The organism is Coprothermobacter sp. (assembly GCA_013824685.1).
Lineage (GTDB): Bacteria > Caldisericota > Caldisericia > Cryosericales > Cryosericaceae > Cryosericum.
In genome coordinates, this window is the sequence record PNOG01000010.1 from 58,994 (window position 1) to 78,322 (window position 19,329).

A 19,329-nucleotide genomic window follows, 5' to 3' on the forward strand; every position below is an offset into this window, starting at 1 on the left:
AGGGGGGTATATGCTGCATCGATTCTCGTACGTCGCGCCGGGGAGCCAGAAGGAACTGTTGGATCTTCTCACGACGGATCACGCGCATGCGAAGATTCTTGCTGGAGGCACCGACCTGCTGGTCAATATCCGCAGCGGTGTGGCGACGCCCGACATGGTTATCGACATCAAGAAGATCGCGGAGTACTCCGGCATAACCTGGAGCGACAGTGAAGGTCTGGTCTTGCGACCGGCGGTGACCATCAACGATGTGCTCTGTGATGCGTCGGTCCGGGACCATTTTCCGCTTCTCCAGGAATGCGGACACGATCTGGCATCCTACCAGATCCGCAATCGAGCGACCGTGATAGGGAATGTCGTGAACGCCTCGCCCTGTTCCGACATGGCACCGGGACTCTTGTGTCTGGGCGCGCAGGTGATGATTGCCTCCAGCCGTGGGACCAGGGCTGTTCCTCTTGAGGAATTCTTCATCGGTGTCAAAGAAACAGCTCTCGCGCCGGATGAGCTCGTCGAACGAATCATCGTTCCGGTGCAAAGCAAAGGAGCTGTGGGCAAGTACAGGAAGCTGAAGCGGGTCAACGGGCACGATTTGGGAATCGTCGGCGTAGCGGTGGCTATCGTGGACGGACATGTGCGGATCGCTGTCAGCTCGGCCGCACCCACCCCTGTGGTGACGGAGGGATTGCCGCCGGACATCCATGTCGATGAAGCGGTGAAGATCACGATGAACATGATCCACCCTATCAGCGACATCAGATGCACGAAGGAATACCGGGAGTTCATGGTCGGCATGTTCGTACGGCGCTTGTTGGCGGAGGTGCGTGGATGAACGTCAAGCTGACAGTCAATAGTCAGGCGTATGAGCGGGACGTTGAGGAAAACCGCACGTTGCTGCGGTTCATACGTGAAGACCTTGGCCTGACCGGCACCAAAGAGGGGTGCGGCGCGGGTGAATGCGGCGCTTGTACCGTGTACATGAACGGCAAGACCGTCAATTCATGCATGGTTCTCGCAGTGGAGGCCGATGGTGCGGTCATCGAGACCATCGAAGGAGAAGCTGCGGACGGCATGCTGTCCGAACTACAGGAAGCCTTTGATCGGAACCATGCGGTGCAATGCGGTTTTTGCACCCCCGGTATGCTCATGTCCGCCAAGGAGCTTATCCACAATCATCCGAAACCCACGGTGGAACAGATCAAGGAAGGCCTGGAGGGCAATTTATGCCGTTGCACAGGATATCAGCAGATCATCGAGGCGGTGCTGGATGCCACCGGCCAGCTCACGAGAAAGGAGGGGCTGGAACATGCAGGGAACTAGCGATTCAACTCGGTTCACCCATATCGGGAAATCGACTCTGCGTTCCGAGGCGATTGAGAAGCTCACGGGTTCGGCGATGTATGTCAGCGACGTGTTGTTGCCTGGAATGCTGTATGCACAGGTGAAGAGGAGTCCTCACGCACGAGCGAGAATCAAGCATATCGATATCTCCAAGGCTGCAGCCCTGACAGGAGTGCAGGCAGTACTCACGGGGGCAGAACTGAACTACCGACTCGGTCTGTACATCGTGGACAAAAACATTCTGGCGAAAGGCGAGGTGCGACACTACGGTGAGGCTGTCGCAGCTGTAGCGGCGGATACATTGGAGATCGCACGGAAAGCCGTGGACCTCATCGATGTCGAATACGAGGTCCTGGATCCGGTGCTCAGCCACATGGATGCGTTGAAGGAAGGAGCTCCGCTCGTTCATCCGGATCTGGGAACATACGATTGTGTCAAGGCAGTGTTTACTCCTGTGCCCGGAACCAACATAGCCAACCTTTCAAAAACGCGAAAGGGAGACGTGGAAAAGGGATTTGACGAATCCGCGTGGATCATCGAACGGGAATATGACAATCCCTCGGTCCAGCATGTGCCCATGGAGACTCATGTGGCCATCGCCCAATGGGGGAAGAACGACAACGTCACCGTCTGGTCCAGCGCGCAGTCTCCTTTCACCGTGCGGAGCCTTTTCTGCTATGCCTTCAAGCTTCCCTTGAACAAGGTGCGTGTGCTGGTTCCCCATGTGGGAGGTGGGTTCGGCGGGAAGGCAGGAATCCACCTTGAGCCCCTGGTGGCGTGCCTCTCCAGGAAAGCCGGAGGACGGCCGGTCAAGCTGCAGGCAAGCCGGGAAGAGGAGTTCACCCTTCTGCCATGCCGGAGCGCGCTTACCTATAGGATCAAGACAGGCGTTTCGGCTGAAGGCAAGATCCTGGCCCAACGGATGTGGATGTATTGGGATGCCGGTGCCTACGCAGATTATGCGGTCAATGTGACCCGGGCATCGGGGTATTCAGCCGCAGGTCCATACGAAATCCCCAATGCATGGGTCGATGCGTACACGGTGTATACCAACAAACCCTACGGCACCGCGTATCGCGGATTCGGTCATGTTGAATTTCATTGGGGAGTGGAGCGTCATATGGATCTCGTTGCCCGGGCCATCGGTATGGATCCTCTGGAGTTCAGGCTGAAGAACGCTCTGCGCCCTGGATCCGTCAGCCTGACCGGCGAGAAGATCACGGACCATACCGGCGATGCACTCACGTGCATCAGTGAGGTCGCAAAGGCCATCAATTACGGAAAACTGACGGAGGAGGAGAAGGAGCGGGAACGCAGGACCGGCCGCAGGATAGGCAAGGGTGTCGCAGCGTTGCACAAGGCTCCAGCCATGCCTCCATACACTGCGACTGCGGCGGTCATCAAGATGAACTCCGACGGAACCGTCATCGTCAACGTCGGATTGATGGAGATCGGACAGGGATCGACCACGGCCATCGCTCAAGTCGTGGCCGAACGATTGGGCTTCCGGCTGGATCAAGTCAAGGTGACTGTGGAGAAGGACACGGACCGGGATCCCTACGACTGGCAGACAGTGGCATCCAAGGGTCTCTTCATGACCGGCAATGCCTGCATCCTGGCCTGCGAGGACCTCCTGAAGAAGGCATACGAGCTGGCTGCTCAGGTGTTGTGTGCCTGCCCGGAGGACTTGTCCCATGATGCCGACAGGATCTACGTCTCGCACGACTCTTCCGAGATGGTTACGTGGGCCAAACTCTCCGTAGGGTATTCCTACCCGGAGGGGAGGGGTATCGGCGGACCCTTGATCGGAGTGGGGCAGTATATCGCCCAGGGATTGTCCAACCTCGACAAGGAGACCGGACAGGGGAATCCCGCCTTAAACTGGACCTACGGAGCACACGGCATCATTGTTGAGGTCGACGGTGTGACCGGGGAGTACAAGGTGCTGAAGGTTGCCTCCGCTTTTGACGTGGGCAAGGCGATCAACCCCGGGATGGTCCGAGGCCAGGCCATAGGAGGAATGATCCAGGGATTGGGCACGGCTATGTGCGAAGGGTACATCTATGACAAACAGGGTCATCTCCTGAACACCTCTTTCACGGACAACAAGATCCCCACCGCAAAGGACTTGCCCGAGGAGATTGAAACCATTGTGGTCGAGACTCCTCAGTTGGACGGACCCTATGGCGCGAGAGGGATTGGGGAGCATTCCATGATTTCTGTGGCACCTGCGTTGGGAAACGCCATTCAGGCCGCTGTCGGAGCGGATCTGACGCACATGCCCATGAGGTTCGAGGATGTATGGTGGGCCATGCGAAACAAGAAACCCATCGACAACTGGATAACCAAAAGGCCTGTGGGTTTCTGCCGGTCCGACCCGGCAGCACGTCGGCATGAACCAGATGCCACCATTGCGCCATGATGCCGAAAGGAGTAACGGGATTCGGTCGCTAAGGCAACGGGAGAAAAATCGATCTCCTAGGCTTACCGTCGGGGGACCGGGACTTGTGTCCCTTGCCGGTGATATCCTCTACCAGAACGATATCCCCAGGTCCGAATGTCCTGGATTCTCCGTCAGATGCTTGGATTTCTACAAAGCCCGCCAGCAGGACGATGTACTGTCTTCGAGGAGCGACATGCCAATCGAAATCGTAGGCTGGACCGTTCTCACGAAGAATCATTGACGTCACGGGAAGGGGTGTGGACATCCATCCCAAAGGACCGGATGGGGCAAGGCTCATCTCGATATCCTGATAATGGGACTCACCTGATTCATCAGCCCAGATGCGCGCGATATGCATACACACTTCCTTTGCCGATAGGAGGTATCCGGCATTCTTCTTGAAACGGTGTGTCCATAGTATGTGGGATTCACTGTGATATCGCAATGGTCCTGATGATCATTCCAGCAATGATGACGGCGACGGGTAGTGCTGTCCGTGTTCACCAGGTGGTGCAGTCGGTGACGGTCAGGGTCCAGCCGAAGTCTCCCACCGCCTGTCCTCCGTCATGTCCCACCAGGTCCACGGCCAAGACCCCGGGGATGCTCAGGGGAGGGTCCATGCAGGTCTGTATGGGGATCCTGCCACCCAAGGGAGTACTCCGGGTATGACAGATCCCATGGAGACGGTACCTCGTCCGCTCTCCAGCAAGGAGTCTCCCGATGGTGGGAGGGCTCATCTGCAGGAGCAGCTGCCATGTCTCGTCCTCGAGTGTGAGGTGCCTCGGTCTGAAGTCAGTCCCGAAGCCAGAAAGAGGGGTCATGGTGGTCGTGTGGTAGAGATAGGGGCTTGAACCGTTGTGGCGACATCGCAAAACGGCGTCCGGGTGCATCCAGACTGCTCGAAGACACAAGACTCGAACACCATGAGTCGGAAACGACCCCAAGCGCCGTGAAGCTCGTCGAGCCAGTCAGCGTACTTGAGTACCTGACAGCGAGGATCGGTCGCCTCACATCCGGAGCGCGATCTGCTGGATGAGATTGGAGTATTCGTGTTTGCACAAGTACATGCGCCCGCCGTTGTTTGCACAAACCGTCGTTGTTGCTAGACTTGTGGCATGACGGTAACACCGTAACGGTAACACCGTAACGGTAACACCGTAACGGTAACACCGTAACGGTAACACCGTAACGGTAACATGGTAACGCCTACAGCGTAGTGGAGGAATTGGCCATGCAGAGAAGCTCAAAGACTAGGAACCCGTTCATCACCACCGTTGCCGACGGCCCCGACTTTTGTGATAGGACTCGGGAGCTTGCAGAACTAGAGCGTCTCACTCAGGGTGGACAGAGCGTCGTTCTCAGCTCTCCTCGTCGCTACGGGAAGACGTCTCTTGTCTGTCACGCTCTTGAGTTCCTTCATGAGCAGGACTTCTTGACGGTCTATGCCGACTTCTTCTCAGTTCTCTCTGAGCAGGACTTTGTTACGAAATTGGCAAAAGCGGTCATCGCCGGCATTGGTCGCGGAGCAGCATCCTCAGGCAACTTTCAGAAACGTCTTGCAAACTTGTTCAAGAGTTTCACAGTGACGTTCACTGTACATCAGAATGAGATGAGCATCTCCGCCACCATGACGCCAGGGACATCGCCCGCAGCGGGACTTGATGATGTCATGGAGAGCCTCTTCAGCTACGTTCAGAAGAACAACCGGAAGGCCTGCTGCGTGTTCGACGAATTTCAGGAGATCAGCACGCTTCCGGAATCCAAAAGGATCGAGGGAACACTGCGTGAGCATATTCAGATGCAGAAGAACGTCTCGTTCGTCTACGTAGGCAGCCGCCGGCAACTGTTGCTTGACATGTTTGGCAAGAACCGGCCCTTCTATGGCAGCTCTGTCTCCATGACGCTCGACAAGATCAGCAGCGCCGATTTCGTTCCTTATATCGTTCGGAAGTTCTCCGAGACAGGCAAGACGTGCTCCTCTGCCCTGGCCTCTGTCATCTACGATCGTACTGCCGGGTATCCCATCTACGTCCAGCGGCTCGCATCACTTGCATGGAGTATGACAGATACTATCTGTGGTGAGGAGACTGTTGAGAGGGCGTGGAACTTGCTCCTGGATGAGAGCAAGGATTCGTTCGAGGCAACGTGGACACAACTCCCTCCTGTACGGCGGCGCCTGTTGACCAGCATCGCTCTTGAGCCAACCGCACAACCCCACGCTCATGAATACCTGCAACGATATCATTTGTCGGCTTCTGGCGTGGAGAATGCCATGGAGGCACTCAAGGTTCTGGAACTGATTGAGTATGGCAAGGAATGGCACCTCGTAGATCCCGTCATGGTCGCATGGATAACAGATGTGCGAGCGTATACGATTCAGACCGTGGCGCAGGAGCCAGAAGCAAAGAATTCACCATAGGTACCTAGCGTCTCGGTGCAGATCCGAGTTAGTGTTATGCCCCTGTTTTGGACGAATGCTTGCCACTTGTCCAGTCAGAAAGAGATCATCGTCATTACCGAAAACGCTGGCACGGCATGTACATCTTTTGGCACTCGTCGGATTCTGTTCATCCAGACCAAGAACAACGTATTCGACTTGATCCGCGTACCGAGGGGAGTCGGTGGAGTCCTAAGGCATTGTTGGAAATGGAGCATTGATGCGGTGGTGGAGATAGGGGGGCTCGAACCCCCGACCTCCTGCATGCCATGCAGGCGCTCTCCCAGCTGAGCTATATCCCCACGTCTTGGAAACGAACAGTGAAAGTATAGCGGGAAGGCCCTGAGTGTCAACCGGAGACGGCATGATTCGCGTTGCAGGCTGGTCGTGCTAGTATGAGTGCCTGACTGAAGACGTCTGAGAGGTGAGACATGCGGGCAGTGGTACAACGGGTGAGCAGTGCGTCGGTCGCCGTGGATGGCAAGCAGGTTGGGCATATTGGAGCAGGGTTGCTGGTGCTGTTGGGGGTAGCTCCCGACGACGGCCCCGATGACACTGCGTTCATGGTGCGCAAGTTAAGCGGCCTGCGCATCTTCGCAGACGCAGACGGTCTGATGAACCGCTCGGTGGCAGATATCAACGGGTCTTTTCTCGTCGTCAGTCAGTTCACGCTCTACGGAGACGTGGCTCGCGGCAACAGGCCCAGTTTCACCGGTGCGGCGGCGGGGGCGTATGCCGATGAGGTCTATCGGGACGTATCCACGGGACTGCGAAGCCGGGGATTCGACGTTCAGAACGGGGTTTTCGGGGCGCACATGGAGGTCAGCCTGGTGGGCGACGGCCCAGTCACTATCATCATCGAGACGGACAGCCGCAAGAAGTGAGCTCAGGAAGCGTGACAGCTCTGCACGTGAGAAGCCGGGGCGGTTGCCCCGGCTTCCTTCAATGCTGATACAACTAGATCTGGTGGATTAGCGCGATTCGTTGGCGTGAGCGACAGCTGTTTCCATGACGCCGAAGGCTTCTGTCAGCTGCTCGTCGCTGATCTCGAGCGAGACCAGCATACGGATGCAGTTGCCATAGATGCCCGAACCGGCCACGAATACGCCGTGGTGGAGACATTCCTTGATGATCTGGCCGTTCAGATGCGTCGCGGGTTCCCGGGTGGTGCGGTCCTTGACAAACTCGAGGGCCTGCATGGCACCTATGCCACGGACATCACCGATGATCTCATACTTTTCCTTCCACGCATCCCAGTGGCTGCGAATGAGCTTTCCAAGAGTGACAGCGCGGTCGAGCAGGTGCTCGTCCTCGATGATGTCGATGACTTCGCTGGCCGCGCGGCATGCAACAGGATTGCCGATGTAGGTGCCACCGAGGCTGCTGCCGGGCAGCTTGTCCATGATGTCTTTCCGGGCGATGACTGCTGACAGCGGCATGCCGGCTGCCAAGGATTTGGCTGTGCAGATGATGTCGGGGATGACGTTCCAGTTCTCGATGGAAAAGAACTTGCCGGTACGGCCGACGCCGGCCTGGATTTCGTCGGCGACGAGAAGGATGCCGTACTTCTTTGAGACCTCGCGCAGCATCTCGAGGAAACCATCAGTCGGGACGCGGAATCCACCCTCACCCTGAACGGGTTCGACGACAAAGCAGGCGACCGTTGAAGGGTCGACGTAGGTCATCAGCAGCTTCTCCCACTCGTCAACACGGATGGAGGGATGGTAGGGCGTGACAAACGGCATGCGATAGACGTCTGACGCGAAGGGGCCAAAGCCGCCCTTATAGGGCTTCGCCTTATGGGTCATGGTCATCGTGAGGAGCGTGCGTCCGTGGAAGGCACGGTCGAACACGACGACGCCGGTGCGGCCCGTGACGTGACGCGCAATCTTGACAGCGTTCTCGATAGCCTCGGCGCCGTTGTTGAACAGAGCTACCGATTTCTCGAAGTCACCAGGGGTGAGCTTGGCAAGCTTCTCACAAACGGTGAGGTACGGTTCGTACGGGACTGACGTGAAGTCCGTGTGCAGGAAGTGCTCCACCTGGTCCTTGATGGCCGCGGTAACGCGAGGATGCGAGTGGCCGACCGCCATGCAGCCCCAGCCGCCGGTAAGGTCGATGAAGGTGTTGCCGTCGACGTCGGTTACCAGTGCCCCATGTCCCTCAGCGATCCAGGCAGGCGACAGAGCGTCGCACATCGGTGCAGCGACGACCTTGGCCTCCCTCTTGGCAAGCTCGATGGATTTCGGTCCAGGGATTGCCGTCTTGAGTGATATGAACGTTCCCATGATAACCTCCCTTTCTCTCTCGACGAAAACGGCTTCATGCCTCGTGTTCTCGGGTACTCTCAGCATATGGAGATGGCGACCGTTGTCAACGAAGTCCGTACCGAAGTCCGGTCTCGGGGCCGTTTCTGAGCTTTTCGACCCTCTCCTTGCAGTGCGCGGGCGTTGTCTGTCTCCTGTTTCGGACTATCATTGGGTAGCCTCCGGCGTGCATTGTATGCCGGTCGAGCTGTTCTGGATCATGAATGAGGAGGCCTGGTCATGCTGGTACTCGGACACAGGGGGGAGCCTCGACTGGCTCCCGAGAACACGGTGGCTTCGTTCGCGCTTGTACGCGACGATCTGGACCATGGTGTCGACGGTGCCGAATGCGATGTTCAGATGACAAAGGACGGAGAATTGGTCGTCATCCATGACGAGAAGGTCGACCGGACCACAGACGGCCGTGGCTGGGTGAAGGATCTTACCCTGCAGGAGCTCCGCAAACTCGACGCTGGCGTTCGGTTTTCCGGACCACCGCACCATGAGCCGATTCCTACAATGCGGGAGGTCTTCGAGGTCTTCGACGGGACGCGGGCGACGCTCAACATCGAACTCAAGAATTCGGAGATCGCATACGAGGGGATGGAGGAACGCCTGCTGGAACTGGCACGCCAGTACTCGTTGCAGGTCGTCTACTCTTCGTTCAATGTTCAGAGCATGGGGATCATCCGGAAGCTGGATGCCAACGCGCGGACTGGACTGCTGTACGCACCGTGGCTGATCAAGGCTCCAGATGTGGTCGCAGCTGCTCGTGAGCAAGGCGCCAACGCGATCCATCCGTACGCTCTCAACACCCTTGCCGGGCTCATCCGTGAAGTACATGAGGCTGGTCTGGCGCTTGCGCCATGGCCTGTTGACCTGGGCGTGCTCGTGCGTCATTTTGCGGCCTCAGGGGTCGAGACCATCATCAGCAATGACCCGCGCATGGCGGCGGCTACGGCCGGAGGGAGGAAATGATGCTTGATCTGATTGTTCGCAACGCGAGGTTGTGTGCAGGTGGGCCGCTGATCGACATCGGCGTCCAAGACGGTCTGTTTGAGGGCGTTCAGCCCGGGTTGCGTGCGGATGCCCGTGAAACCATCGATGCTGCCGGATGCTTCGTGACGCCTCCATTTGTCGAGTCGCACGTCCACCTCGATACGACGCTCACGGCGGGCGAGCCCAGATGGAACGAGAGCGGTACGCTGTTCGAGGGGATCGAACGCTGGTCCGAACGGAAGGTGCTGCTGACCGAGGAGGACGTCATGCGTCGTGCCACGAAGGCGATCGAGTGGCAGGTTTCGCATGGCATCCTGCACATCCGATCGCATGTGGACATCTGTGATCCGAAGCTGACTGCTCTCCGGGCGCTGATCGAGGTCAGGCGCGTCATGGCGCCATTCGTCGACATTCAGCTGGTGGCGTTCCCGCAGGACGGCATTCTTGGGTTCGAGGGCGGAGCAGCGCTGCTCGAAGAGGCCCTCCGCCTTGGTGCAGATGCTGTCGGAGGGATCCCTCACTATGAACTGACACGTGAGGATGGTGTCGAGTCTCTGAAGATCATCTTTGCGCTGGCTGAGAAGTATGGCAAGCTGATCGATGTGCACTGTGACGAGATCGACGATGAGCAATCTCGCTTCGTCGAGGGCATGTCGGCTTTGGCTCTGCGTACGGGGATGCGTGACCGGGTTACCGCAAGCCACACAACCGCCATGCACAGCTACAACGGGGCGTATGCATCGAAACTCCTGAGATTCTGCGTAAGGAGCGGCATCAACTTCGTCGCCAACCCCTTGGTGAACATCCACCTGCAGGGACGTTTCGACACGTATCCCAAGCGACGCGGTCTGACGCGGGTCAAGGAAATGGCGGCCATGGGCATCAATGTCAGCCTTGGTCATGACGACATCCTCGACCCCTGGTATCCCATGGGGACTGGGAGCATGCTGGACGTGGCGCATATGGCAGTGCATGTCGCCCAGATGACCGGGCGGGAAGAGATGCGGTCCGTGTTTCACATGGTAACGGATGCTGGAGCTCGTACGCTGCACGTTCAGGATTCCTACAGCATCGAAGCCGGAAAGCCGGCAGACCTGGTCATCCTGGATGCTCTTGACGAGCTGGATGCCTTGCGGCGGCAGTCCGTGGCTCGATTCGTCCTGAGCAAGGGAAAGGTCGTCGCACGAACGACGCCGGCCGAAACCACCGTTCTCCTGGATGGCACTTCCCATCCGATCGACTACCTGCGGTAGCGAGAGGAACGATCACACAGGGACTGAATACGACGTGATTGTTGTCCTCGGTGGCCCAGCCGGCACGGGTCAGCAACCCCAGCGAGCACTGTCCCTAGAGGCCAAGCGATTGCTCGTATTGTGAGACAGTCATGACCTCCACTCCCATGGCGGCCATGTCTCTGAGATTGGACAACTGGATCTCGTCCGTCTGGGACGCCGTGGCATCCGAGAGTACGGTTGTTGCATAGTCCAGCGAGAGAGCGTCGTTTGCTGTCGCTCGTATGCAGTTGGGGGTCTGCACACCAGTGAGGATCAATCTATGGGTGCCAAGCCGGCGCAGGAGCGCGTCAAGGTCGGTCGCGAAGAATGCTGACCATCGGGTCTTGACGACGGTGAAATCCCAGGGGGCGGGCGCAAGCTGAGGCAATTCCTCTGCGCCAGGCGTTCCGGCAACCAGAAACCCTCCCATCTCTGCGAAGAGTACTCGCCGGCTTTGGTCGACGTCTATGCCCGTGGCCCGATGCCGGCGGATCACATGGATGATCGACTCGTTGGCGGACCGAGCTGCTTTCAGTGCTCGCTGCAGACCCGGTATCATGGCGGGCCCTCCCGCGACAAACAGTGGCGATGCCGGAGACAGGAAGTCCTGCTGCATATCGATGACAAGTAGTGCCACATCAGTAGTGTTCACTGGTTCCTCCTCGGCGGGCTGCAACCATGCGCCCAGTATATGCGTTTTTGCTCGTCACTCCACGTGAGGATGATGCATCCTTGCAGTTTTCCGTTGTGCAACTATAATTCGCTTACCGAAGAAAAGACCGAAGGAGGTGCTGCTGATGAGTGCCCCTTCCGGGGCCCTGACTTCTCTCGAGGATCTGCTGCCGACACTAGGTCGTTGGCGGAAGATGGTCGTCTCGATAGTGGTCCATGATGCGGTCGCGCATGCCATACGCATAGTTGCGGATTCGTTGCGCCTGGACGTGGAACTGATTGCCCTTGATGAGGACTGAGGCTGCAAGGGCGACGACGATGACGTAGTCTGGGTACCATGGTTTGTGGAGAACAATCCAGATGGCGGCAGGGACGGCCCCGACTGCCGCAATGAACGGAGCGAAGTGCACCTTGGCCTTGATACGGGGGACAAGCTTCCAGATGACGCCGGCGACGGCCGCAAAGGGGAGTGCCCACAGGACCGCTACCAGATACCCCTGCAGCAGAATTCCCAGAGTTGTTGCGACACCGCCTCCACCTCTGAACTGGAAGAAGACTGGCCAGTTGTGCCCGACGATGACGGCCATGAACGAGACAATGGGGACCCATGAGGGGAGTGACATGGAACGTAGAAAGAGGCTGAGCACATAGCCCTTCATGACGTCGAGCAGGCCGACAGTGAGGCCGTAGCCCCAACCGTACTGACGGACGCTTCCCGAAAGGCCGGGGTTGTCCTTTAGTCGAATATCCTCGTGCTTGACCAGGAAGCTGAGGACGAGGCCCCAGCAGACAGAGCCCCACAGGTACGATGCCACGACCAAAGCCCCGTACTTGAGCCAGATGTTCATCAGGATCCTCCCGACCGTACCTCGACGTCTGAATCCGTTGTCAGCGATCCGCTCGCACTCGCAGCCTCAGTCTAAATCAATGTTCCGGCTTGTAAAGCAGGCTCTTGCCGGTATACTCTTCTGCACGATGCTCTGCGCTTGTCCAGCGGTGATCATCGTTGTTTCTGGTGTTGCCTGTGATGCCACAGTTGTCGTGGAGGTTGTATGGGTTTCTGGACTGTTTTTGCTATAGCGGTGGGGCTTTCGATGGACGCGTTCGCTGTTTCCGTGGCGAACGGGTGCCGCATAAAGCGGTTGACTCTGCGCGATGCGTTGCGGCCAGGCTGGTGGTTTGGTGGGTTTCAGGTGCTCATGCCCGTGCTGGGCTGGTTTGGGGGCCTCGCGCTCAGAGACCTTATCCAGGACTTCAGCCACTGGGTTGCGTTCGGTCTCCTCGTTTTCGTTGGCGGCAAGATGCTTGTCGAAGCCGTGCGTGGTAGAGAACATGAGGACGAGTGCCGGGAAGAGAGGCGCAGCACGCGCGACATGCTTGTCCTTGCGATAGCCACAAGTATCGATGCGTTGGCGGTTGGGCTGAGTCTGTCGGTCCTGCGAGTGTCGATCTGGTGGCCGGCCCTGCTTATCGGGCTTGTGACATTCACGTTCTCGCTGGCAGGAACTCTCCTGGGTGGCGGCATCGGAAAGCTGGTCAAGGACAAGGCTGAGATTCTGGGGGGCCTTGTCCTTATTGGCATTGGGATCAAGATATTGCTGCAGGGATTGCACTAGGGCGGACTGCTGCGGAGGTAACGGAGGCTTGCACATGGCACACACGTTGTTCAATGATGAGGTCAAGTATCACATCCGGTTGAAGCAGGGCGATGTTGGCAGGTATGTCCTGTTGCCCGGCGATCCCGGTCGCTGTGAAGTCATCGCCAAGTGGTTCGACAATCCGGTGAAGGTTGCGCAGAACAGGGAGTATGTCACATACACGGGAACGCTCCTGGGCGAGAAAGTCTCTGTGACGTCGACCGGAATCGGAGGCCCTTCGACCGCGATTGCAGTCGAAGAACTCGCGATGATTGGTGCGGAGACCTTCATACGGGTCGGAACGTCGGGAGCAATGCAGCCCGGTATCGGCATCGGAGATCTGGCGATCGTTACGGCCGCGATCCGCGACGAAGGGACGACCAGACAGTACATGCCCATCGAATTCCCGGCAGTGGCCAACATCGACGTGACTCTGGCACTCAGAGCGGCTGCGGAACAACTGCATCTTACCTTCCACCTGGGTGTGTCTCAGTCGAAAGACTCGTTCTACGGCGAGGTTGAGCCTGATCGCCAGCCACTTGCAGAGCAGTTGAACGCACGTCGCAAGGCGTGGATCGCTGGCGGGGCAGTGTGCTCGGAGATGGAGGCAGCCACGGTGTTTGTGGTATCGAGCATTCTTCACAAGCGTGCCGGAGGCGTCATGCTCATCGTCGACAGCCAGTTTGCAGAGGGTGGAAACGAGCCCCATCATCTGATGCTGGACAGACTCATATCAACCGGGGTCGAGGCCATCAAGCTGCTGATCGAACAGGACCGTGCCGCAAGTCGCTGAGTGACATTTTTGTGCGAGAACCGCGGGCCCCGGCATCAGCCGGGGCCCGTTTCGACGTTGGAACACTTGCCTCGTATCTCCCGAGTCGCTATGATGTATGCAGTAGTTTATTGTTGTGGAGAGTACGCCCATGTATCTTCTGGTGATCATCACAAGACAGGAGGACAAGACCTACGATTTCCTGAAGTTGCTCCCGACAGTCGGTGTGCGCGGAGCGACGGTTATCGAGGGTCGAGGAATGGGCAGGATCCTGCGTGACCGCGAGACCATTTTTACGTCGATCGAACAGATTCTCAGTGCAAGCATCGACCTCACGGACAACGTCGTCATCCTCTCTCTTGTCCAGGGCGGAGAAGTCCTGACGAGCGTGCGCAGACTTGCGCGACAGGTCTTCGGGGATTTTGCCCGTCCGAATACGGGAGTTCTATTCGTGCTGCCGGTCGCGGACGCCGAAGGTCTTGCGACAGGGCCAGACCTGACGCTCCCAGGCACGGCTCACAAGGATGCGAACGTCTGATGCCAGCGCGCCCGACGTCCCGGTGCTTTGCAGCGTCGCAGACAAGGAAATGACGTTGAACTCCACGATGAAGGGACAGAAGTGACGTGACCCTCGCTTACTATGGCTTCGTCCTGGCTGCGCTTTCTCTGCAGCTGCTCATGGGTGCCAACGACGGAGGAACGCTACTTGGGTCGATCGTGGCGACCAACATTATACGTCCAGCGTGGGCAATCCTTCTCCTGTTCGTCTCTATTGTCGTCGCGCCTCTTGTCATTGGAACGGCTGTTGTCACGACGCTCGGCAATCGTATCGTGCCCCTCTCTTCGATCCGGATGGAGATGCTCTACGGGACGGTCGCTGCAACGGTGCTGTGGGTGTGGCTTGCACAACGGTTGCGGTCTCCCGTCAGCATCTCGTACACGTTCGTTGGCGCGCTGGTGGGCTCTGCGCTGGCGGCCGACTTGAGTGGCAGCCTTCATCGGCAATACGTCATCCAGATCCTCGGCGGGATGATCTTGGCTATCCTGGCAGGTTTTGTGCTCGGCTATGTGCTCGTCAAGGTGGTCAACGTCGTCGGCTCCCGGGCGACGCCGCGGGCCAATCGTCTGTTCAAGTTGCTCCAGGTGTTCTCCTCGGTCGGGCTTGTGTTGGGGTATGGAGCCAATGATGCCGCCAAGACCCTGAGTCTCCTGTACATGGCCTCCGTAGTTCTCGGCCGGGTGTCGAGGCAGGCGACTATCGCACATACGACGCTGCTTGGCATCGTGTTCATCGTGGGCACGCTCTTCCTGGGCGGCGGGTTCGCTCAGACCAGCGGGTTTCGACTCATGAAATCGAGCCCGAAGACAGTTTTCCTTGCGCAGGGAGTGACCGCAGCTCTTACTCTCGTTTTCGCTCGACTTGGCATACCCGTCAGCAGCACTGAGTCATTGAACATGGCGCTGGTCGGAACCGGTGCTGGTGAGCGTCCTGGGTGTGTGCGGTGGAACGTCGTGACACATCTCGTGCTTGGCTGGGTCGTAACCATACCTGCTTCCATCGGTCTGTCATGGGTTATTACTGCAGCTCTACTGCGTTTGTTCCGCTGAGCTGAAAGGAGTTTCTGTCATGCGTATATGGGATCAGATGTTCAAGAAGGGCAACGAGTTCCAGACACTCCTGGTGGAACAGGCGACACTGGCGCATGAGGGCATGAAAGTCCTCTATGAGTTCCTTGGGATCGCGTCCGACGTCCAGGATGCGGGGGAGAAGAGACACAACATGCGCCTTAGGCTGAAGAAGACCGAAGAATCGGGCGACAAGGCTCGCCGGGAGCTTATCAGCGCTATCAATAGTAGTCTGGTCACACCACTCGAACGACAGGACCTGTTCAACTTGAGCAATGTCCTGGACAACATCCTGGACTATGCTCTCAATACGGTGGACGAGATGATCATCTATCAGGTCTATCCCGACTTCTACCTGACGAAGATGGTCGAGAAGCTGATGCGTGGCGTCAGCTATCTCAAAGGAGCAGTAGAGGAGCTTTTCCGCAACAAGCAGGTATCGAACAACAGTATTGTGACGGCCAAGTCCGTGGAGAACGAGATTGAAGAGACGTATCACGAGGCGCTGGCATCACTGTTCTCCGGACAGGATTTCAAGTATATGTTCAAGATGCGGGAGGTGCTGAGGCATATCAGCAATGCTGCCGACAGGATTGCGGACGCCGCGGACATCATGGGCAACATCATCATTAAGGACATGTAGCGGCCCTGACGTCCACATACGAACAGATGCCCCCGAAGATCAACTCCGGGGGCATCGCAATTGATGGAAAGGACGAGGGCGGTCAGCCGCCTCCCAGGAACGGGATGATGAAGACCGTATCTTCCTCGTGCAGTTCGGTGTCGTAGGGCATCCGCTGTCCGTTGACAAGCACGAAGCCTGCACGGTCGCGGTCGATGCCCAATGCTGCAAGCAGGCCGGCAACATCTGTTCCGGTCGGCACCTGCACATCGTGCAGGTCTCCGACCTGATCGGCGACAATGGCATGCAGTTTCAGCCTTATATGCATCCAGCTCCCTCAGCAGTCGTAATAGAGCTCGAATTCCTTGGGATGAGGCAGGCGGCGGAGTGCTTCTGCTTCGTTCTTCTCCTTGTAGGAGCAGAACGCTTCTACAAATGTAGGAGGGAAAACGCCGTCTCGTGTCAGGAAGTCGCTGCCACGTCTCAGGGCTGCGAACGCCTCGGAAAGCGAGGTCGGAAGCACCGGAATCCTGCGGACAGTCTTCTCGGGCAGTTTTTCAATGTCCCCGGTGTATGGACCGAGGTGAAGTACTGTCGGGTCTGTTTTGTTCTCGATGCCGTCGAGTCCGGCAAGAAGCATTGCGCTAATGGCGAGGTAGACGTTGGTTGTGGCATCCGGGGGACGGAACTCGATGCGCTTTTCTGCCGCCGTATCCGCATAGATGGGGATGCGAACCGCCGCGGTGCGGTTGCCCAGCGAGAAGAACGCCCGGATGGGGGCCTCGAAGCCTGGAACGAGCCTCTTGTAGCTTATCGTAGATGGGTTTGTGATGCCGAGAAGGGCCGACGCATTGCTGAGAATGCCGCCAATGTAGTGAACGGCGAGGGGCGAGAGGTCATAGGGTTCTCCACCCTTCTCGTAGAAGGTGGGTTGCCCCTTCTTGGTCAGATACTGATGGAAGTGCATTCCTGTTCCGGCCTGGCCGGCAATTGGTTTGGGCATGAAAGTTGCGGTCATTCCCATCTGGCGGGCAAGGTTCTTGGCGAAGTACTTGATCTTCTGCGACGCGTCGCCCATAGCGCGCGGCGTACAAGGCATGACCTCAAGCTCGATCTGGCCGGTCTCCCCAGCCTCATGATGGTGATAGCGGATGGTTACCCCGACGTTTTCCAGCATCTGAACGAGCGTGCTTCGATAGTCGAAGAGCCGGTCAAGTGGTTGCTCTGCATGGTATCCTCGCCCGTGGCGGATCGCGTAGCCCTGGAGCTGTGAGTTGTCGAGCGATACGGTACTCCCAGTCTCTGCGCTCTCGATCGAGAAGAACGAGGTGGCTTCGGAGGACTTGAAATCCACAGTCTGGAAGACGTAGAACTCGAACTCGGGGGCAAACCAGGCCGCATCGGCATATCCTTTAGACTTCAGCAAGGCCTCAGCCTGTTCCGCGATAAACCGAGGGTCGAGAGCAAAGCGTCGATGGGTGTGGGGCTCAAGGATGTCACAGAAGACCGCGACAGTAGGGACTTTGGCAAATGGGTCCACGAACGCCGTCGACAGGTCCAGACGCAGGAGCATGTCGCTACGCTCAACCGACGCGAATCCGGGAATACTGGAACCGTCGAATGCCACCCCCTGAGTCAGGAACCCCTCGTCAACACGGGACAGGGGAACCGTCACATGATGCAGGCCGCCGAACAGGTCCGTGAATTTCAGGTCGACCTGGGCAATCTCGCGTTCTCTCGCATAGTTCAGAAACTCCTGAAGAGTCTTCATGCCCCTACCTCCAGATGAACTGCCGGCTGGACTTCGTCTGCGGCGTCGTACTACCGCGCCATGAGGTGCGCTGCTATCGTATTCTGTCTGGCCACCAGAGCCCGGACGTCAATGCTCGTGAACTGGCCGTTCTCGATGAGAACCTTGCCGTTGACCATGTTGAGACTGACCTGCTTGGCGTCACACATGACCGGTGCTGTGAAGGGGTCGTGCAGGCCGCCGGCGAACTCGAGCGTGTCGAGATCCCACATGATCAGATCGGCCGCTTTCCCGACCTCGATGCTGCCGATGTCCGAGTCCATGCGCAAGACGTGGGCGCCGCCCATGCTGGCCATGGCCAGAGCCTCGCGCGATGTCAGTGCGTCGGCTCCGTATTTCACGCGCTGGAGCAGTGTCGCCAGGCGCACCTCACCGATGAACGAATTGGTGTCGTTGCTGGCACTGCCGTCAACGCCGATGCCGATGCGCATGTTTGTCTGCTTCATGACAGTCACGGGAGCGATGCCGGAGCCGAGGCGCATGTTGCTGGCCGGGCAATGGGCCATGCCGCACTCGTGCTCGGACAGCTTGCGGATGTCGGCATCGGACGCCCAGACGATATGGGCAAACCAGGAGCGAGGCGTGAGCCAGTTGACCTCCTCCATGTAGTCGATTGGACGGAAACCAAACGTCTGCAGACAGAATTCTTCTTCATCCTGCGTTTCGGCTAGATGAGTATGGATGAGCACATCCTCTCTCTCTGCCAGAGCCGCCGTCTGCTTCATCAGGTTCGTGGTGACCGAGAACGGGGAGCACGGGGCAAGAGCTATGCGGGTCATCGCATACCGACCGCGGTCGTGGTACTGGTGGATGACGCGTTCGGACTCCACCAGAATCTCCTCATCCGTCTGTACCATACTGTCCGGAGGGAGTCCCCCATCCTTCTTGCTCAGCGACATACTGCCGCGCGTGGGATGAAACCGCACGCCGACGTCGCGAGCTGCGCGTATCTCAGCGTCGATGATCGCATTGTTGCCGTATGGATACAGATAGAGATGGTCGGTAGTCGTCGTTACACCAGTCTTCAGCATCTCACAGATGCCAACCTGAGCACTTGTGTAGACGGCCTCCTCGTCGATGTACTTCCAGTGTTCATAGAGGAACGTCAGCCAGTCGAACAGCTTGGCATGTTCGACTTGGGGAACGTTCCGAAATAACGTCTGGTAGAGGTGATGGTGGGTGTTGACGAAACCCGGCATCATCAGCATGTGTGTACCCGAGATGACGCGGTCCGCAGGGCTATTGAGGACTGGTGCCCCAGTGCCAATGGCCGTGATGACGTTGTCGTCGACAACAACATATGCATCCCTGAGTTCCTGCCGAAGTACATTGCCTGTCATCAGGAAAGCGATGTCTGCAATAAGTGTTCGCATGAGCAACCTCCGCTCGTTCC

Annotated in this window: 20 protein-coding genes and 1 tRNA gene; 12 read left to right on the plus strand and 9 right to left on the minus strand. The window is 57.9% G+C overall.

Features of this window, described 5'->3' with window-relative positions; all coding sequences use genetic code 11:
* The first annotated feature begins 10 nt into the window (after positions 1-10).
* Genes C0398_03655 through C0398_03665 form a run of 3 tightly spaced genes read left to right on the plus strand, consistent with a single transcriptional unit; the run spans position 11 to position 3,760 of the window.
* A complete protein-coding gene (locus C0398_03655) occupies positions 11-829 on the plus strand; it encodes a molybdopterin dehydrogenase (protein ID MBA4365089.1) in 819 nt (272 codons plus the stop codon).
* The gene (locus C0398_03660) at positions 826-1,317 is read left to right on the plus strand and encodes a (2Fe-2S)-binding protein (protein ID MBA4365090.1); all 492 of its coding nucleotides are present in this window, start codon (positions 826-828) and stop codon (positions 1,315-1,317) included. Before C0398_03655 ends, C0398_03660 begins: the two co-directional genes overlap by 4 nt.
* Positions 1,304-3,760 carry a xanthine dehydrogenase gene (locus C0398_03665; protein ID MBA4365091.1) on the plus strand — a complete coding sequence of 819 codons (2,457 nt, stop codon included), beginning with the start codon at positions 1,304-1,306 and terminating at the stop codon, positions 3,758-3,760. Before C0398_03660 ends, C0398_03665 begins: the two co-directional genes overlap by 14 nt.
* 28 nt (positions 3,761-3,788) lie before the next feature.
* Here the strand turns inward: C0398_03665 and C0398_03670 are convergent, their stop codons facing one another.
* Both C0398_03670 and C0398_03675 read right to left on the minus strand, forming a co-directional pair.
* Complete coding sequence (locus C0398_03670; protein MBA4365092.1) at positions 3,789-4,139, minus strand: hypothetical protein; 351 nt, start codon at positions 4,137-4,139, stop codon at positions 3,789-3,791.
* A gap of 142 nt (positions 4,140-4,281) precedes the next feature.
* Positions 4,282-4,671, minus strand: coding sequence for a hypothetical protein (locus C0398_03675; GenBank protein ID MBA4365093.1), 390 nt, complete (start codon positions 4,669-4,671; stop codon positions 4,282-4,284).
* Positions 4,672-5,012: 341 nt separating this feature from the next.
* On the opposite strand from C0398_03675, the gene C0398_03680 reads away from it, so the two are divergent.
* A complete protein-coding gene (locus C0398_03680; GenBank protein MBA4365094.1) occupies positions 5,013-6,200 on the plus strand; it encodes a hypothetical protein in 1,188 nt (395 codons plus the stop codon).
* A 244-nt stretch (positions 6,201-6,444) separates the two neighbouring features.
* Here C0398_03680 and C0398_03685 read toward each other — a convergent pair.
* Positions 6,445-6,520 (minus strand) — tRNA-Ala (locus tag C0398_03685).
* Positions 6,521-6,649: 129 nt separating this feature from the next.
* On the opposite strand from C0398_03685, the gene C0398_03690 reads away from it, so the two are divergent.
* Positions 6,650-7,102 (plus strand): D-tyrosyl-tRNA(Tyr) deacylase, encoded by a 453-nt coding sequence (locus tag C0398_03690; GenBank protein ID MBA4365095.1) that lies wholly within the window; start codon positions 6,650-6,652, stop codon positions 7,100-7,102.
* An 87-nt stretch (positions 7,103-7,189) separates the two neighbouring features.
* On the opposite strand, the gene C0398_03695 is transcribed toward C0398_03690, so the two are convergent.
* Positions 7,190-8,506: a 4-aminobutyrate--2-oxoglutarate transaminase gene (locus tag C0398_03695; protein ID MBA4365096.1), complete on the minus strand. Its 1,317-nt coding sequence runs from the start codon at positions 8,504-8,506 to the stop codon at positions 7,190-7,192.
* A 258-nt stretch (positions 8,507-8,764) separates the two neighbouring features.
* Between C0398_03695 and C0398_03700 the strand changes: the two genes are divergently transcribed.
* Both C0398_03700 and C0398_03705 read left to right on the plus strand, forming a co-directional pair.
* Positions 8,765-9,502 (plus strand): hypothetical protein, encoded by a 738-nt coding sequence (locus C0398_03700; protein ID MBA4365097.1) that lies wholly within the window; start codon positions 8,765-8,767, stop codon positions 9,500-9,502.
* Positions 9,502-10,776 (plus strand): cytosine deaminase, encoded by a 1,275-nt coding sequence (locus C0398_03705; GenBank protein ID MBA4365098.1) that lies wholly within the window; start codon positions 9,502-9,504, stop codon positions 10,774-10,776. The genes C0398_03700 and C0398_03705 overlap by 1 nt, the downstream gene beginning before the upstream one ends.
* Before the next feature lie 94 nt (positions 10,777-10,870).
* On the opposite strand, the gene C0398_03710 is transcribed toward C0398_03705, so the two are convergent.
* Together C0398_03710 and C0398_03715 are read right to left on the minus strand one after the other, a co-directional pair.
* Positions 10,871-11,449, minus strand: coding sequence for a cysteine hydrolase (locus C0398_03710; protein ID MBA4365099.1), 579 nt, complete (start codon positions 11,447-11,449; stop codon positions 10,871-10,873).
* Positions 11,450-11,645: 196 nt separating this feature from the next.
* Entirely contained in the window at positions 11,646-12,317 is a 672-nt protein-coding gene (locus C0398_03715) for a hypothetical protein (protein MBA4365100.1), read from the minus strand.
* 204 nt (positions 12,318-12,521) lie between these two features.
* On the opposite strand from C0398_03715, the gene C0398_03720 reads away from it, so the two are divergent.
* The 5 genes from C0398_03720 to C0398_03740 all read left to right on the plus strand — a co-directional run bounded on the left by C0398_03720 (position 12,522) and on the right by C0398_03740 (position 16,147).
* Positions 12,522-13,085, plus strand: a complete 564-nt coding sequence (locus tag C0398_03720; GenBank protein ID MBA4365101.1) for a hypothetical protein — start codon at positions 12,522-12,524, stop codon at positions 13,083-13,085.
* Positions 13,086-13,119: 34 nt separating this feature from the next.
* Entirely contained in the window at positions 13,120-13,899 is a 780-nt protein-coding gene (udp, locus tag C0398_03725; protein MBA4365102.1) for a uridine phosphorylase, read from the plus strand.
* 130 nt (positions 13,900-14,029) lie between these two features.
* Positions 14,030-14,416 (plus strand): hypothetical protein, encoded by a 387-nt coding sequence (locus C0398_03730; protein MBA4365103.1) that lies wholly within the window; start codon positions 14,030-14,032, stop codon positions 14,414-14,416.
* An 86-nt stretch (positions 14,417-14,502) separates the two neighbouring features.
* Complete coding sequence (locus C0398_03735; GenBank protein ID MBA4365104.1) at positions 14,503-15,486, plus strand: hypothetical protein; 984 nt, start codon at positions 14,503-14,505, stop codon at positions 15,484-15,486.
* 19 nt (positions 15,487-15,505) lie between these two features.
* The gene (locus tag C0398_03740; protein MBA4365105.1) at positions 15,506-16,147 is read left to right on the plus strand and encodes a DUF47 domain-containing protein; all 642 of its coding nucleotides are present in this window, start codon (positions 15,506-15,508) and stop codon (positions 16,145-16,147) included.
* 82 nt (positions 16,148-16,229) lie between these two features.
* On the opposite strand, the gene C0398_03745 is transcribed toward C0398_03740, so the two are convergent.
* The 3 genes from C0398_03745 to C0398_03755 are packed head-to-tail and all read right to left on the minus strand — an operon-like array spanning position 16,230 to position 19,309.
* A complete protein-coding gene (locus C0398_03745) occupies positions 16,230-16,454 on the minus strand; it encodes a molybdopterin synthase sulfur carrier subunit (GenBank protein ID MBA4365106.1) in 225 nt (74 codons plus the stop codon).
* Positions 16,455-16,463: 9 nt separating this feature from the next.
* Positions 16,464-17,897 (minus strand): type I glutamate--ammonia ligase, encoded by a 1,434-nt coding sequence (gene glnA, locus C0398_03750; protein MBA4365107.1) that lies wholly within the window; start codon positions 17,895-17,897, stop codon positions 16,464-16,466.
* Positions 17,898-17,947: 50 nt separating this feature from the next.
* Entirely contained in the window at positions 17,948-19,309 is a 1,362-nt protein-coding gene (locus C0398_03755) for an 8-oxoguanine deaminase (protein ID MBA4365108.1), read from the minus strand.
* Between the last annotated feature and the right edge of the window lie 20 nt (positions 19,310-19,329).